This window comes from Streptomyces sp. RG80 (assembly GCF_040446465.1).
Classification (GTDB): domain Bacteria; phylum Actinomycetota; class Actinomycetes; order Streptomycetales; family Streptomycetaceae; genus Streptomyces.
This window is the reverse complement of sequence record NZ_JBEAAJ010000005.1, coordinates 464745-480830: the sequence shown is the minus strand read 5'-3', so window position 1 is coordinate 480830 and position 16086 is coordinate 464745. Positions and strand designations below refer to the sequence as shown.

At 71.7% G+C, this 16086-nt stretch carries 10 protein-coding genes; 6 read left to right on the top strand and 4 right to left on the bottom strand.

The features are described from left to right. Positions 1–42 precede the first annotated feature (42 nt). Entirely contained in the window at positions 43–2280 is a 2238-nt protein-coding gene (locus tag ABKA17_RS19890; RefSeq protein WP_353693438.1) for a serine/threonine-protein kinase, read from the top strand. A gap of 275 nt (positions 2281–2555) precedes the next feature. Further along, positions 2556–4121: a phytoene desaturase family protein gene (locus ABKA17_RS19885; RefSeq protein WP_353693437.1), complete on the top strand. Its 1566-nt coding sequence runs from the start codon at positions 2556–2558 to the stop codon at positions 4119–4121. Positions 4122–4133: 12 nt separating this feature from the next. On the opposite strand, the gene ABKA17_RS19880 is transcribed toward ABKA17_RS19885, so the two are convergent. Then, entirely contained in the window at positions 4134–4757 is a 624-nt protein-coding gene (locus ABKA17_RS19880) for a DJ-1/PfpI family protein (protein WP_353693436.1), read from the bottom strand. A gap of 95 nt (positions 4758–4852) precedes the next feature. On the opposite strand from ABKA17_RS19880, the gene ABKA17_RS19875 reads away from it, so the two are divergent. After that, positions 4853–6190, top strand: a complete 1338-nt coding sequence (locus ABKA17_RS19875) for an aminotransferase-like domain-containing protein (RefSeq protein ID WP_353693435.1) — start codon at positions 4853–4855, stop codon at positions 6188–6190. Between the two features lie 18 nt (positions 6191–6208). Here the strand turns inward: ABKA17_RS19875 and ABKA17_RS19870 are convergent, their stop codons facing one another. Next, the gene (locus tag ABKA17_RS19870) at positions 6209–7969 is read right to left on the bottom strand and encodes a serine hydrolase domain-containing protein (RefSeq protein ID WP_353693434.1); all 1761 of its coding nucleotides are present in this window, start codon (positions 7967–7969) and stop codon (positions 6209–6211) included. Between the two features lie 85 nt (positions 7970–8054). Here ABKA17_RS19870 and ABKA17_RS19865 point away from each other — a divergent pair, with 85 nt between their 5' ends. Both ABKA17_RS19865 and ABKA17_RS19860 read left to right on the top strand, forming a co-directional pair. Continuing rightward, the gene (locus ABKA17_RS19865) at positions 8055–9164 is read left to right on the top strand and encodes an NAD(P)H-dependent flavin oxidoreductase (protein ID WP_353693433.1); all 1110 of its coding nucleotides are present in this window, start codon (positions 8055–8057) and stop codon (positions 9162–9164) included. Beyond that, positions 9161–10714, top strand: a complete 1554-nt coding sequence (locus ABKA17_RS19860; RefSeq protein WP_353693432.1) for an acyl-CoA synthetase — start codon at positions 9161–9163, stop codon at positions 10712–10714. Before ABKA17_RS19865 ends, ABKA17_RS19860 begins: the two co-directional genes overlap by 4 nt. A gap of 6 nt (positions 10715–10720) precedes the next feature. Here the strand turns inward: ABKA17_RS19860 and ABKA17_RS19855 are convergent, their stop codons facing one another. After that, positions 10721–13111, bottom strand: coding sequence for a penicillin acylase family protein (locus ABKA17_RS19855; RefSeq protein ID WP_353693431.1), 2391 nt, complete (start codon positions 13109–13111; stop codon positions 10721–10723). 108 nt (positions 13112–13219) lie between these two features. On the opposite strand from ABKA17_RS19855, the gene ABKA17_RS19850 reads away from it, so the two are divergent. Beyond that, positions 13220–14713, top strand: a complete 1494-nt coding sequence (locus tag ABKA17_RS19850) for an acyl-CoA synthetase (RefSeq protein WP_353693430.1) — start codon at positions 13220–13222, stop codon at positions 14711–14713. A gap of 22 nt (positions 14714–14735) precedes the next feature. Here the strand turns inward: ABKA17_RS19850 and paaK are convergent, their stop codons facing one another. Then, positions 14736–16031, bottom strand: a complete 1296-nt coding sequence (gene paaK / locus ABKA17_RS19845) for a phenylacetate--CoA ligase PaaK (protein WP_353693429.1) — start codon at positions 16029–16031, stop codon at positions 14736–14738. Positions 16032–16086: the final 55 nt, after the last annotated feature.

The window sequence follows — 16086 nt, the reverse complement described above, 5'->3', positions numbered from 1 at the left end:
CGGGCCAGGGGCGGGCGAGACCATCGGGGGCGATCGCAGCAGATGGGGGACAGCAAGCTGATCCAGGGCCGCTACCGGCTGCTCGACCTGATCGGGCGCGGCGGCATGGGCGAGGTCTGGCGGGCCCGCGACGAGTCGCTGGGCCGCCGGGTCGCCGTGAAGTGCCTCAAGCCGCTCGGCCCGTCCCACGACCAGTCCTTCACCCGGGTGCTGCGCGAGCGGTTCCGCAGAGAGGCCCGGGTGGCCGCCTCGCTCCAGCACCGCGGGGTCACCGTGGTCCACGACTTCGGGGAGTCCGACGGAATCCTGTACCTCGTCATGGAGTTGCTGGAGGGCCGCAACCTCAGCCAGCTCCTGGAGGACAACAAACATCACCCGCTGCCCGTCGCGGACGTCGTGGAGATCGCCGACCAGGTCGCCGCCGCCCTCGCCTACACCCATCAACAGGGCATCGTGCACCGTGACTTGAAGCCCGCGAACATCATGCGACTCACCGACGGCACGGTGAAGATCTGCGACTTCGGCATCGCCCGGCTCGGCCACGACATCGGCTTCACCTCACGGCTGACCGGCACCGGCATCGCCATGGGCACCCCGCACTACATGTCCCCGGAGCAGATCGGCGGCTCCGAGGTGGACCAGCGCAGCGACCTGTACTCACTGGGCTGCGTGCTCTACGAGATCGCCACCGGGGTACCGCCGTTCGACCTCGACGACGCCTGGGCCATCCTCGTCGGCCACCGCGACACCCCGCCCCGCCCGCCGCGCAGCCACCGCGCGGAGGTGCCCGCCTACCTCGAGAAGATCATCCTCGATCTGCTGGCCAAACTGCCCGAGCAACGTCCGCATGACGCCCGTGAGTTGGGCCGCCGGATCAGCATGGGCCGTACGACACCGGCGTATGTGCCGACCGTGGTCACCCCTCAGCCGACGCTCCGGCCCGAACCCGCGGCCGGCCCGGCCCGGCTGCCCTCCTGGACCCGGGGCATGACCACCGGCCACAAGGCCACCGGCGCCGGCCTCGCCGCGACGCCACCGGACGCCGGAGCGGGCCTCACCGGCGAATGGATCCCACGCCCCGTCACCGGCCGGCAGGCCGAGGGAGCCACGCCGGACGAACCGGCGGCCCCGTCCACCGAAGCGCTCACCGCCCTGGCCGGACGGCACAACGCGGGGCTCAGCCTGGGCCGGCTGGGCCGCTGGGCGGAGGCCGGCGAGGTGCACCGGGCGGTCGCCGCCGAGCGTGAACACCTGCTCGGCGGCGACCACCCGGACACCCTCGCCAGCCGCTACGAGATCGCCTTCACCCTCAGCCGCACCGGCCGCGCCGCCGACGCCCTGCGCGAGTACAAGTACGTCGCCCGCTCCCGCAGCCTCGCCCTCGGCCCCGACCACTCCGACACCCTCGCCGCCCGCCAGGAAATGGCCTACGTGCTCGGCCAGTTGGGCCGTCACTTCGACGCCCACCAGGTCTACACCTCCGTTCTCGCCGCCCGTGAGCGCACCATGGGCGCCGATCACCCCGACACCCTGCGCTGCCGCCACAACCTCGCCTTCAACCTCAGCCGGCTCGGCCGACTGGAGGACTCCTACCGCATGGCCTGCGACGTGGCGGCCGCGCGCGCCCGGGTGCTGGGCCCCGCCCACCCCGACACCCTGGTCACCCGCTACGAAGTCGCCTACGCGCTGGGCCAGTTGGGCCGCTGGCCGGAAGCCCTCCAGACCTACCACGAGGTCGCCGAGGCACGCGCCCAGGCCCTCGGCCCCGACCACCCCGACACCCTCGCCGCCCGCTACGAGGTCGGCATCAGCCTCGGCCGCCTCGGCCGCAGCTCGGAAGCGCTCCAGCTGTACCGCGACCTGATCGACGACCGCACCCGCGTCCACGGCCCCGCCCACCCCGAGACCCTCCGCGCCCGCCACGGCCTCGGCGTCAACCTCGGCCGCCTCGGCCGCTGGGAAGAGGCCCTCGCCGAGTCCCGCGACGTGTGCGCCATCCGCGAGCGCGTCCTCGGCCCCGAGCACCCCGACACCCTGGTCAGCCGCCGCGAGGTCGCCGTCGGCCTCGGCTGGCTCGGTCGCTGGACCGACGCCCTCACCGAGTACCGCAGGGTCGCCGCCGCCCGCGAACGCGTCCTGGGCGCCGACCACCCCGACACCCTCGCCAGCCGCAACGACGAGGCCCACTGCCTGGAACAGCTCGGCCGCGGCGCCGAGGCAGTCGAGCTGTACCGCAGGGTGGCGGTGCTGCGCCAGCAGCGGGCCTCGGGCGGGCCCTGACACCCGCGCCGTACGGCTGCCGCCGGCGTGCTGCGCGAGTCCGGCGGGCGCTGCTGCCGACGCCGACTGGCGGGTGGTTCTTGACTCCTACGCCGTGCGGCCGGCGTCGGTGAGTTGCGCCCTGCCGGCGGCCGTCGGCGCCATCGCCGGTGTCGGGCGGCCCCCTTGGCCCACGCCGAACGGTCGGTGCTGGTGAGTCCTGGAAGCCCGGCCGGCGGCGCCGCCGTCGCCGTACACCCCTGGCCGCCCGCGATCATCGCGTGTTACGAAGAGACATGCCTGCACTCGAGGGACACACGTACGACGCCGTGATCGTCGGCGGCGGCCACAACGGCCTCGTCGCCGCCGCCTACCTGGCCCGGGCCGGACACTCCGTCCTGGTCCTCGAGCGGCTCGACCACACCGGCGGCGCCGCGATCTCCACCCGGCCCTTCGCCGGCGTCGACGCACGGCTGTCGCGGTACTCGTACCTGGTCAGCCTGCTCCCGAAGAAGATCGTCCGGGACCTGGGGCTGACCTTCCGGGTCCGCAAGCGCACCATCTCCTCGTACACCCCCGTCGAGCGCGACGGACAGCCCACCGGCCTCCTCGTCGGCGGCGGTGAACGCCGCACCCGCGAGGCCTTTGCGCGACTGACGGGCGGCGAGCGCGAGTACGAGGCCTGGCAGCGCTTCTACGGCATGACCGGCCGCGTCGCCGAACGGATCTTCCCGACCCTCACCGAACCGCTGCCCACCCGCGACGAGCTGCGCCGCACGGTGGACGACGAGGAGGCCTGGCGGGCCCTGTTCGAGGAGCCGATCGGCGCGGCCGTGGAGGAGCGCTTCGCCGACGACCTGGTCCGGGGCGTCGTCCTCACCGACGCCCTCATCGGGACCTTCGCCGACGCCCACGACCCCTCGCTGCGGCAGAACCGCTGTTTCCTGTACCACGTCATCGGCGGCGGCACCGGCGACTGGGACGTCCCGGTCGGCGGTATGGGCGCCCTCACCGACGCCCTGGCCGCCGCGGCCCGCGCCGCCGGCGCGGTCATCGCCACCGGCCACGAGGCGGTACGGATCGCCACGGACGGTCGTACGGCGGAGGCCGCGTTTCGGACGGCCGACCGGGAGGGCGTCGTGGCCGCCCGGCACGTCCTGGTCAACGCCTCCCCGCAAGCCCTGGCGGATCTCACCGGGGACGAGCCGCCGGCCCCGGCCGAGGGCGCCCAGCTCAAGGTGAACATGCTGCTCAAGCGGCTCCCGAAACTGCGGGACAGCTCCGTCGACCCGCGCGAGGCGTTCTCCGGCACCTTCCACATCGCCGAGGGCTACGAGCAGCTCGCCACCGCCCACGCCGAGGCCGACGCGGGCACGCTGCCCACCGCCCCGCCCTCCGAGATCTACTGCCACTCGCTGACCGACCCGACGATCCTGGGCCCGGAGCTGGTGGAGGAGGGGTACCAGACGCTGACCTTGTTCGGTCTGCACACGCCCGCGCGGCTCTTCGACGCGGACAACGACGGCGTACGCGAGGAGCTGCTGAAGGCGACGATCGCCCAGCTCGACGCGCACCTCGCCGAACCGGTCGCCGACTGTCTGGCCGTCGACGCGGACGGCCGGCCCTGCATCGAGGCCAAGTCGCCGCTGGACCTGGAACGGGATCTGCGACTGCCCGGCGGCAACATCTTCCATCGCGACCTGTCCTGGCCCTACGAGCAGGAGGGCACGGGGCGTTGGGGCGTGGAGACCCGGCACGCGAACGTGGTCCTGTGCGGGGCGGGTGCGGTGCGCGGGGGCGGGGTCAGCGGGGTGCCGGGGCACAACGCGGCGATGGTGGTGCTGGAGGCGCTCGGGGAGTGAGGCGCCGGCGGCTCAGACGAGGGCCGGCGTTCCCGCGGGCAGGTAGGGGGTGATGTTGCGCCAGGCGCGTTCGACGTACTCCTCCTTCTCGCCCACCGGGGCGACATAGTGCAGCGCGCTCTCGGCGGCGTCCGTCCCCTGGAGGCGGGCGATGATCCAGGCGGCGAGGTAGTGCGAGGCCAGACAGCCGCCGGCGGTGGCGACGGTGTCCCTGGCGAAGAAGGGCTGGTCGAGCACCTCGACGCCGGCGGCGACGACCCAGGGCTTGCTGGTCAGGTCGGTGCAGGCGGGGATCCCGTCGAGCAGGCCCAGCTTGGCCAGCACGAGCGCGCCGGAGCACTGTGCCGCGATGAGCTGGCGCGAGGGGTCCAGTCCGCGCAGGACGTTCATGATCCCCTGGTCCTCGACGACCTCGCGGGTGGCGACACCGCTGCCGACGATGACGGCGTCGGCGGCGCACGCCTCCTCGAGCGTGGACATCTGCTCGATGACCACCCCGTTCATGGACGTCACCCTGGGGCCGGGCGTGGCGACGGTGACCCGCCAGCCGTCGGCCTTGACGCGGTTGAGGACACCGAGCGCGATCAGGGAGTCGAGTTCGTTGTAGCCCTCGAAGGTGAGGATGGCGATGTGCACGGCGGCTGTCCTTCCCGGAGCTGGATGCGTGGGCTCTGACGGTAGGAACCCGCGGGCAGGACAGTCAAAGAATTGTCATGGATACAATTCGGCGCATGGCAGCCTCGCGGTACAAGAAGCTGGTCGACGAGCTCGCCTCCGACATCCGGACCGGCCGCCTCGCCGCGGGCACACGGCTGCCGACACACCGCGCGCTCGCCTCCCGCGAGGGCATCGCCGTGGTGACCGCGACCCGGGTGTACGCCGAGCTGGAGGCGATGGGCCTGGTGAGCCGGGAACAGGGCCGCGGCACGTTCGTGCGTGCGCTCGCCGTTCCCGCCGGCCACGGGATCGATCTTCAGTTCGTCGCCACGGACGCGGTCGACCTCAACTTCAACTACCCGTCGCTGCCCGGCCAGGCGGATCTCCTACGGCAGGCCCTGCGGGACGTGGCCGCCTCCGGTGACCTCGACTCGCTGCTGTGCTACCAGCCGCACCGAGGGCGTCCCGAGGACAGAGCCGTGGTCGCACGGCACCTGAGGCGTCGGGGAATCTCCCCGGACGCGGATCAGATCCTCATCGTCAACGGTGCGCAGCACGGCCTGGCCGTCACCGTCATGGCCACGCTCCAGGCCGGCGACGTCGTCGCGGTCGACGCACTCACGTACCCGGGCTTCAAGGTGCTCGCGCACGCCCTTCATCTGGACCTGGTGCCCCTGCCCGGCGGCGCCGACGGGCCGGATCTCGATGCCCTGGAGAAGCTGTGCGCGACCCGCCCCGTGCGGGCGATCTACACCATGCCCACCCTGCACAACCCCCTGGGATGGGTCATGCCGGCGCCCGAGCGGACCCGTCTGATCGAGATCGCCCGGCGGTACGGTCCGCTCGTCATCGAGGACGCCTCGTACGCCTACCTGGTCGAGGACCCGCCACCGCCGCTGGCCGCGACCGCGCCGGACATCACCGTCCACATCTCGGGGATCTCCAAGAGCGTCGCCACCGGCCTACGGGTCGGTTTCGTCGCCGCCCCGCCGCCCATGGTGCCGTCGCTCGAACGCGCGATCAGGGCGACCACCTGGAACACCCCGGCCCTCACCACCGCGATCGCGTGCCGTTGGCTGGCGGACGGCACGTTGGACCACCTGGAGGCTCGGAAGCGTGAAGACGCCAGGGCCCGTCAAGCACTCGCCAGGCAGGAACTGGCGGGCCTGCCGTGCATCGGCCACCCCTCCTCCTACTTCATCTGGCTGCCGCTGCCCGACGACGCCCGCGCCGACCGCCTGACGGCCACCCTCGCGCGTCAGCACATCTCGGTGAGCACGGCGGAGCCCTTCACCACCTCGACGCACACACCGCAGGCGCTCCGCCTCGCGCTCGGTTCGACCGATCCGGACCGCCTCCGGTCGACGCTGCGCACAGTGCGGCGGGTCGCCATCGAGGACGCCTACGCCTGAACTCCGCGGGACGTTGGTTCAATCAGCGGCCGGAACCCATCCGACGGAGGCGATCCGGTCTGCGTCGCCCGGCCGTGCCTCGTCGAAGAGCACGGCGTCGTCCGAGCGCACCCGCAACCCGTCGACGTACACCCCGCGCCCCACATACAGCCGGTCGGTCGAGTACCGCCAGCGCAGGGCGAGTTGGCTGTGCGGCGGGAGGTCAGCCGTCAGTCCGTGCCAGACACGCCCGGACCAGCCGGTGACCGTGCCCGTCGGGTGCCCGGTGTCGGGGCGGGTGGTCGTGAAGGGGACCGGCTGCCAGGTGGTGCCGCCGTCCGTCGTGGCCTCCAGCGCCAGGACGTCCGCCTGGGGTTCGGTGTCCCACCACACCGCACAGCGCAGCCGCGCGTCGCCGGAGGAGGTGTCGAGGGCGGGGAGCGTGAGGGTGGCGGTGGTGGGGCTCGTCATGCCCGAGAACCAGGCGGTACGGCCGTACCGGGGGCGGACGGGGACGGCGCGGGCCAGGTTGTTCGCCGCGGCGACCCGGGGCGCCGAACCGGAGCGCCAACCGCGCACCGGGTGGACCGAGTTGCCCAGCACGATCAGGAAGGAGTCGGTCGTGGGGTCGAGGACCAGCGAGGTGCCGGTGAAGCCGGTGTGTCCCGCGGTGCGCGGGGTGGCCATCGCGCCCATGTACCAGTGCTGGTAGAGCTCGAAGCCGAGGCCGTGTTCGTCGCCCGGGAAGGCGGTGTTGAAGTCGGTGAACATCAGCTCCACCGACTCCCGGCGCAGGATGCGAACCCGGCCGTAGGAGCCGCCGTTGAGCAGCGTCCGGCCGAGCACCGCCAGGTCCCAGGCGCAGGAGAAGACGCCCGCGTGACCGGCGACGCCACCCAGGCTGAAGGCGTTCTCGTCGTGCACCTCGCCCCACACCAGTCCGCGGTCCAGGCCGGACCAGGGCTTGCGCGCGTCCTCCGTCGCCGCGATCCGCGGCTTCCAGGAGGCGGGCGGGTTGTAGCGGATGCGGCGCATGCCGAGCGGGCCGGTGATCTCGTCGCGCAGGAGCGTGTCCAGGGTGCGGCCGGTGATCTTCTCGAGGACCAGCTGGAGCGAGATCAGGTTCAGGTCGGAGTAGAGGTACCTGGTGCCCGGCGGGTTGAGGGGCGCCTCGTTCCAGATGAGGCGGAGCTTGTCCTCGTACGTCGGCGCGTTGTAGAGCGGGATCCACGCCCGGAATCCCGAGGTGTGCGTGAGCAGCTGACGGATGGTCACGTCCTGCTTGCCGGCGCCACCGAACTCCGGGAGGTACGAGGCGACCGTGCCCTCCAGTTCCAGCGTGCCCCGCTCGATCTGCTGCACCGCCAGGATCGAGGTGAACAGCTTGGAGACCGAGGCGAGGTCGAAGACGGTGTCCTCGGTCATGGGGAGCTGTTCCCCGGGCGGGAGCTCGACGCCGGTGTCGGTCTTCTCGTCGTACGCCGAGTAGCGCACCGCCATGCCGATCGGCCGGTGCAGGGCCACGGTGCCGCCGCGCCCGGCGAGCAGCACGGCGCCCGCGTACCAGGGGTGCTTGGGGGAGGGGCCGAGGAACACCTCGGCGTCGGTGACGAGTTGGCGCAGGTGAGCGGCGAGCAGGCCGGCCTGCTCCGGGGTGCCGTGGCGCAAGGTGCTGCGGCCGGCCGCTGATGCGGCGGCGGGCCCCGCGGGGAACGGAGCGATGGCGAATGCGCCCCCGAGTGCGAGGGCTCTTCGGGTGAGTTGACGGCGAGTCAGTCCGTTGTGCACCTCATCGGTCATCGTGAAACTTTAACCCCACCATCGAATCTGACGGAGCATCAGAAAACCTCTTCCGTCCTCCCGAGGTCTGCGGCATCCTGCGCCCATGCAGACGGAGCTGAGCAAGAAACTGGGAGTCGAGCACGCCATCTTCGGCTTCACGCCGTTCCCCGCCGTCGCTGCGGCCATCAGCCGGGCCGGTGGCTTCGGGGTGCTCGGCGCGGTCCGCTACACCGCCCCCGACGACCTCAAACGCGACCTCGACTGGATCGAGGCCCATGTCGAGGGCAGGCCCTACGGCCTGGACGTCGTCATGCCCGCCAAGAAGGTCGAAGGCGTCAGCGAGGCCGACGTCGAGGCCATGATCCCCGAGGGGCACCGGGAGTTCGTCAGGGAGACCCTCGCCAAGTACGGCGTGCCCGAGCTCGCCGAGGGCGAGGCGTCCGGCTGGCGGATCACCGGGTGGATGGAGCAGGTCGCCCGGACCCAGCTCGACGTCGCCTTCGACTACCCGATCAAGCTGCTCGCCAACGCCCTCGGCTCCCCGCCCGCCGACGTCGTGGAGCGCGCCCACGAACGGGGCGTCCTCGTCGCCGCCCTGGCGGGCAGCGCCCGGCACGCGGTCAAGCACCAGGAGGGCGGCATCGACATCGTGGTCGCCCAGGGCTACGAGGCGGGCGGCCACACCGGTGAGATCGCCTCCATGGTGCTCACCCCCGAGGTGGTCGACGCCGTGGACCCGCTGCCGGTCCTGGCCGCGGGCGGCATCGGCAGCGGCCGGCAGGTGGCGGCCGCGCTGGCCCTGGGCGCCCAGGGGGTATGGCTCGGCTCGCTCTGGCTCACCTGCACCGAGGCCGAACTCTCCTCCTCCGCGGTGACGGCGAAACTCCTCGCCGCCGGCTCCGGCGACACGGTCCGCTCCCGCGCCCTGACCGGGAAACCCGCACGTCAGCTGCGGACCGAGTGGACGGACGCCTGGGACGACCCCAGCGGACCCGGCACCCTTCCCATGCCCCTTCAGGGCCTGCTGGTCGCCGAGGCCCTCACCCGCATCCAGAAGTACGAGGTCCAGCCGCTGCTCGGCACCCCCGTCGGGCAGATCGTCGGCCGGATGAACAGCGAACGCAGCGTCCAGGCGGTCTTCGACGACCTGACCCGCGGATTCGAGCGGGCCGTCGACCGCGTCAACCGCATCGCCGGAAGGAGCGGCCAGTGACGAGCACACCCCCCACGGGCTTCTGGGCCCAGGCCACCGTCGACCCCGAACGGACCGTCCTCGTCGCCCCCGACGGCGAGGAGTGGACCGCCGGCCGGCTGCACGCCGCCGCCAACCGCCTCGTCCACGGACTGCGCGCGGCCGGCATGGAGCGCGGCGACGCCTTCGCGGTCGTCCTGCCCAACGGCGTCGAGTTCTTCACCGCCCATCTCGCCGCCACCCAGGCCGGGTTCTACCTCGTACCCGTCAACCACCACTTCGTCGGCCCGGAGATCGCCTGGATCGTCGCCGACTCCGGCGCCAAGGTCTTCCTCGCCCACGAGCGCTTCGCCGGCCCCGCCCGCCAGGCCGCCGACGAGGCCGGTCTCCCGGCCACCCACCGGTACGCCGTCGGCGAGGTCGAGGGCTTCCGGCCGTACGCCGAACTCCTGGACGGGCAACCGGAGTCGGCGCCGCAGGACCGCACGCTCGGCTGGGTCATGAACTACACCTCGGGCACCACAGGCCGCCCTCGCGGCATCCGCCGCCCGCTGCCCGGCAAGCTCCCCGAGGAGGCCTACCTCGGCGGCTTCCTCGGCATCTTCGGCATCAGGCCGTACGACGACAATGTGCACCTCGTCTGCTCACCGCTCTACCACACAGCCGTGCTCCAGTTCGCGAGCGCGTCCCTGCACATCGGCCACCGGCTGGTGCTGATGGACAAGTGGACGCCCGAGGAGATGCTCCGGCTCATCGACCGGGAGAAGTGCACCCACACGCACATGGTCCCGACGCAGTTCCACCGGCTCCTCGCCCTGCCGCAGGGCATCAGGGAACGCTACGACGTCTCCTCCATGCGCCACGCCATCCACGGCGCCGCCCCCTGCCCCGACCATGTGAAGCGGGCGATGCTCGACTGGTGGGGACCCTGTGTGGAGGAGTACTACGCGGCCAGCGAGGGCGGCGGCGCCTTCGCCACCGCGGAGGACTGGCTGAAGAAGCCCGGTACGGTCGGAAAGGCCTGGCCCATCAGCGAGTTGGCCATTTTCGACGACGACGGCAACCGGCTGCCGGCCGGTGAACTGGGCACCGTGTACCTGAAGATGAACACCGGCGGTTTCTCGTACCACAAGGACGAGAGCAAGACGAGGAAGAACCGCATCGGTGACTTCTTCACCGTCGGCGACCTGGGTCTTCTCGACGAGGACGGCTATCTCTTCCTCCGCGACCGCAAGATCGACATGATCATCTCGGGCGGGGTCAACATCTACCCGGCCGAGATCGAGTCCGTGCTGCTCCAGCACCCCGCCGTCGCCGACGCCGCCGCCTTCGGCATCCCGCACGACGACTGGGGCGAGGAGGTCAAGGCCGTGGTGGAACCGGCGCCGGGTCGTGCACCCGGCCCGGACCTGGCCGCTGACATCCTCGCCCACTGCGCCGGACAGCTCGCCGGCTACAAGTGCCCCAAGACCCTCGACTTCATCGCCGAGATGCCCCGCGACCCCAACGGCAAGCTGTACAAACGCCGGTTGCGGGATCCCTACTGGGAGGGACGCACCCGCCCCGTCTGAGCCGGCTCACGAGCGGACCCGGACCACCCTCAGCGAAGGCGACGACAGGATGTCCTTCTCGCAGAAGCGGGACGTCACCCACTTCTCCGCGGAGTACAGCCGGGTCTGGTCGCTGTAGTGCGGTGAGTTCGGGTTCGAGGACTGGGAGTACGACAGGAGAGTTCGGGCCACCGGGCAACGGCTGCCGTCCCAGCCGACCGCCTGGATGTAGCTGGAGCCGGTGGTCACCTCCGTGTAGCCCCCGTGGGCCGGGTCCCACACCGGCTCCACCTTGTTCCAGACGCCCAGGGACTCCGTGCCGCCCGACACCGGGATGCGCTGGTCGTTGCGTACGACGAACTGGTGGTCCCCCAGCCGGGAGCCGAGCGGGATCCCCGCCGCCCGCAACTCGGTCACCGCGTCCGCGAGAGCCGTCGCGAAGGCGGGCGCCGCCGTGTTGAGGGTGTTCGGTGTGCGGACCGGGTCGGCGGCCGAGAACGGCACCTTCCACAGCTGGGCCGCGGGGATCTTCCGCCACAGCCGGTCGAAGAGCAGCGCGCCCCGGCTGTCGGAGTTCACCGTACGGTCCCAGGCCGCGAGCACCCCACAGGCCTCGCTCACATCAACGGCCGTGCCGCCACTGCCCGTTGCCGTACCTCCCGGCAGCGCCGCGCACGCCTTCGCCGCGTCGGACGCGGCCAGGTCGCCCGCGGGCACCCGGTTGGCGAACTGCTGCGCCTGGAGGTCCCGCACGGTCAGCCGCCCACGCCCGGCCATCGCCGACACGTCCTCGACCGCACCCCGGGTCCGCAGCGACCGCTGGGTGCCGATCGTGCCGAAGACCCGCTCGTACCCGGTCAGCGGCCGGTCGGCGTTGGCCAGCCAGGCGCTGTCGTTGGAGTTCTCCGCGTACGGGGCGTCCGTGAGGGTCGGCATCTTCGCCGGACCGAAGACACCCGGCTGGACGGCGTCCTTGTCGGAGCCGAGCGCGCAGTCGCCGCGTGAGCCGTCGAGGATCGCCAGCCCTGCGGAGGGATACGTGACCCTGCCGAGCGGGGTGGAGCAGCGCTGGGCCAGTTCGTCGGTGATCCGGGGGAGCACCTGGGACTGGCTGAACAGGGTGTGGCCGCCCGAGTCGGCGGCGATCGTGTTGACCCACGGCAGGCCCTGGGTGCGCCGGAGCGAGCCGAGGACCTCCGTCGTACTGCGGGCCTTGCTGAAGCCGAGGGCGGTGTCGGAGGCGCGCAGGTTGGCGGCGTTGGGGTCGTTGAGGGCGTACGCCGTGCCGCTGGACCAGGGCAGCGGCAGCGAGGCGCCGAAGGAGGTGACGACCGGGCCGTACCGGGTCCACCACTGGGTCCGGGTCACCGGAGCGCCGTCCTTGACCCGGACCGTGACGGTGCGCTTGGTCATCCGCTCCGGCTGGCCGTCCACCAGGTAGGTCGTCGGGTCGGCCGGGTCGAGGGTCAGCTGATGCAGGTTGAGGGGGACGCCGGTCGCGACGGTGTGGCTCCACGCCACCTTCGCGTTGTGGCCTATGGAGATCGTGGCCGAGCCGAGCAACGAGCCGCCGGAGACGTCGAGTTCACCGGGGATGGTCTGCTGGGACTGCCAGAAGCGGCGGCCACCCTGCCAGGGGTAGTGCGGATTGCCGAGCAGCAGCCCACGGCCGTTCGCGGTGGTCGCGCCGCTGAAGGCGACGGCGTTGGATCCCATGTCGGCCGTGTCGGCGGCCAGCAGCTCGCGGGCCGCCCGGGCGGTGTCCTGGGCGTCGGGCGCGGCGGTCGAGGTCGTCGTGGGCGGCTGGGCGGCGGTGATGCCGTCCACGCCCCGTCCCTGGCCGCCGAGGACGGCGAGCGCGAAGCCGCGTACGGCCACGTCGAGAGTCGTCACCGGGCGGACCCAGGCGGCGCCCTTGCAGGCCGGGTCGGTGACGCGGTTCTGCTTCAGCCAGGCGTTGTAGCCGGCCGCGTAGCCCCGCATCAGGTCCTTCGCCTGGCGGCTGGGACCGCGCGGCGCCGGCTCGGCGAGCAGCTTCTCGACCGTGCCCGCCTCTCGTACGCCCTGGAAGTAGAGGTCGCTGGAGAGGTTCCTGGCAGCCGAGGAGAGCGAGAGATCGGGCGCGGCGTCGGGTCCGAACCAGCGGGAACGTTCGCCCCGCACGGTCACGAAACCGTCGGCCAGTGTGCACACCTGGTCGGCGGCCTGCGCCCAGCCGGTGCCGAAGCCGAGGTCCGTGTAGTCCTTGGCGACGATGTGCGGAATGCCGTACTCGGTGTAGCGGATCGTGGCGGACAGGCCGCCGTGCGAGGGGTGCTGGTGACGGTTCTGGCCTTGGGCCGCGGCTGCCGGCAGCGCGGATGTGGCGGTGAACAGGGCGACAGCCATGACGACGACTCGTCTCAGGCGTGTGCGCATCGTGCCTCCCAACGTCATTGAGGGAAGGAGCGGTTGAGCGTACCAACGGGTATGTGTCCGTGGACCGGTGCTTGACCTCCCGCCGCCACGGACCGAGGATCATGTGTCATGACGCCCGAACACGGCAGCACGGTTGACGGGGTGCTGCGGCGCAGCGCCCGGCGCACCCCCGCCCGGGTCGCGGTGGAGTACGGCGACCGCGCCTGGACGTACGAGGAACTCGACGAGGCCGTCTCCCGCGCGGCGAGCGTGCTGCTGGGCGAAGGGCTCTCACCCGGCGACCGGGTCGCCGCCTACGGCCACAACTCGGACGCCTACCTCATCGTCTTCCTCGCCTGCGCCCGCGCGGGCCTGGTGCACGTGCCGGTGAACCAGAACCTGACCGGTGAGGATCTGGCGTACCTCGTCGGCCAGTCGGGCAGTGCGCTGGTCCTGGCCGACCCGGACCTCACGGCTCGACTCGCGGACGGCGTACGCACGTTGCCGCTGCGCGACGCGGACGACTCGCTCCTCGCGCGCCTGGCGTCGGCACCCGCGTACGACGGCCCCGAGGCTCGCGGCGAGGACCTCGTCCAACTCCTCTACACCTCCGGTACGACCGCCCTCCCCAAGGGCGCGATGATGACGCACCGCGCGCTGGTGCACGAGTACCTGAGCGCGATCACGGCCCTCGACCTGAGCGCCGGGGACCGCCCCGTGCACTCGCTGCCGCTGTACCACTCGGCCCAGATGCATGTGTTCCTGCTGCCGTATCTCGCGGTCGGCGCGACCAACGTCATCCTCGACGCGCCCGACGGCGACCGGATCCTCGACCTGATCGAAGCGGGCCGCGCGGACAGCCTCTTCGCACCGCCCACCGTGTGGATCGGCCTGTCCAACCGGCCCGACTTCGCCACCCGGAACCTCGACGGGCTGCGCAAGGCCTACTACGGGGCGTCGATCATGCCGGTGCCCGTGCTGGAGCGGCTGCGCGAACGCCTCCCGAAACTCGCCTTCTACAACTGCTTCGGACAGAGCGAGATCGGCCCCCTGGCGACCGTCCTGGCGCCCGACGAGCACAAGGGCCGGATGGACTCCTGCGGCAGGACCGTCCTCTTCGTCGACGCGCGCGTGGTCGACGAGGACGGCAAGGACGTGCCCGACGGGACACCGGGCGAGATCGTCTACCGTTCCCCGCAGTTGTGCGAGGGCTACTGGGACAAGCCCGAGGAGACCGCCGAGGCCTTCCGCGACGGCTGGTTCCACTCCGGCGACCTCGCGATCCGCGACGCGCACGGCTACTTCACGATCGTCGACCGGGTGAAGGACGTCATCAACTCCGGTGGCGTACTGGTCGCTTCACGCCAGGTCGAGGACGCGCTCTACACCCACGAGGCCGTCGCCGAGGTCGCGGTGATCGGACTGCCCCACGAGCGGTGGATCGAGGCCGTCACGGCGGTCGTCGTCCCGCGCGGCGAGGTGACCGAAGCCGAACTCATCGACCACGCACGCGAGAAGCTCGCCCACTTCAAGGCCCCGAAACGGGTGGTCTTCGTGGACGAGCTGCCGCGCAACGCGAGCGGGAAGATCCTCAAGAGGGAGCTGCGGGACCGGTTCGCCTAGGCCCTCCTTCGCCTGTCAGGTCCTAGTGGGGCCGCAGGTCCACGATCCGCCGGATCTTGCCCACCGAGCGTTCCAGCGACTCGGGTTCGACGATCTCGACGGTGACGGACACGCCGATGCCGTCCTTCACCGCCGAGGTGATGGCCCGGGCGGCCGCCTCCCGGTCGCCGGCACCGGCGTCGGGCCGGGCCTCGGCCCGTACGGTGAGGGCGTCGAGGCGGCCCTCACGGGTGAGGCGGAGCTGGAAGTGGGGTGCCACGCCCGGCGTGCGCAGCACGATCTCCTCGATCTGGGTGGGGAAGAGGTTCACACCGCGCAGGATCACCATGTCGTCACTGCGCCCGGTGACCTTCTCCATCCGCCGGAACACCCGGGCCGTGCCCGGCAGCAGCCGCGTGAGATCCCGGGTGCGGTACCGGACGACCGGCATGGCCTCCTTGGTGAGCGAGGTGAAGACCAGCTCGCCCGTCTCACCGTCCGGCAGCAGCTCCCCGGTGATCGGATCGACGACCTCGGGATAGAAGTGGTCCTCCCAGATGTGCAGCCCGTCCTTGGTCTCCACGCACTCCTGGGCCACGCCCGGACCGATCACCTCGGACAGCCCGTATATGTCGACCGCGTCGATGGCGAACCGCTCCTCGATCTCCCGGCGCATCTCCTGCGTCCAGGGCTCGGCACCGAAGACGCCCACCCGCAGCGAGGTACCGCGCGGATCGACGCCCTGACGCTCGAACTCGTCCAGGATCGTGAGCATGTAGGAGGGGGTCACCATGATGACGGCCGGCTTGAGGTCCTGGATCAGCTGGACCTGACGGGCCGTCATGCCGCCGGATGCGGGGATCACCGTACAGCCGAGCCGCTCGGCGCCGTAGTGGGCGCCGAGGCCGCCGGTGAACAGGCCGTATCCGTAGGCCACATGGACGATGTCGCCGGGGCGGGCGCCGGCGGCCCGCAGCGAACGGGCCACCATGTCGGACCACAGCGACAGGTCGCCGTCCGTGTAGCCGACGACCGTAGGACGCCCGGTGGTGCCGCTGGAGGCGTGGATACGGCGGACGCGGTCGCGCGGCACGGCGAGCATCCCGTACGGGTAGTTCTCGCGCAGGTCCGCCTTGGTGGTGAAGGGGAAGCGGGCGAGGTCGGCGAGGGATCGGCAGTCGTCCGGACCGACGCCCGCCTTGTCGAAGGACTCCCGGTAGAACGGCACGTTGTCGTAGGCGTGCCGCAGCGACGTCCGCAGCCGCTCCAGCTGCAACGCCCGCAGCGCCTCGGGGTCCAGCCGTTCTCCCGCGTCCAACAGCTCCGTCGCATCCGCCATCGGGACGTCTCCCTCGCCAACCACAGCAATACGGACGACCGATCATTCGGTCGAG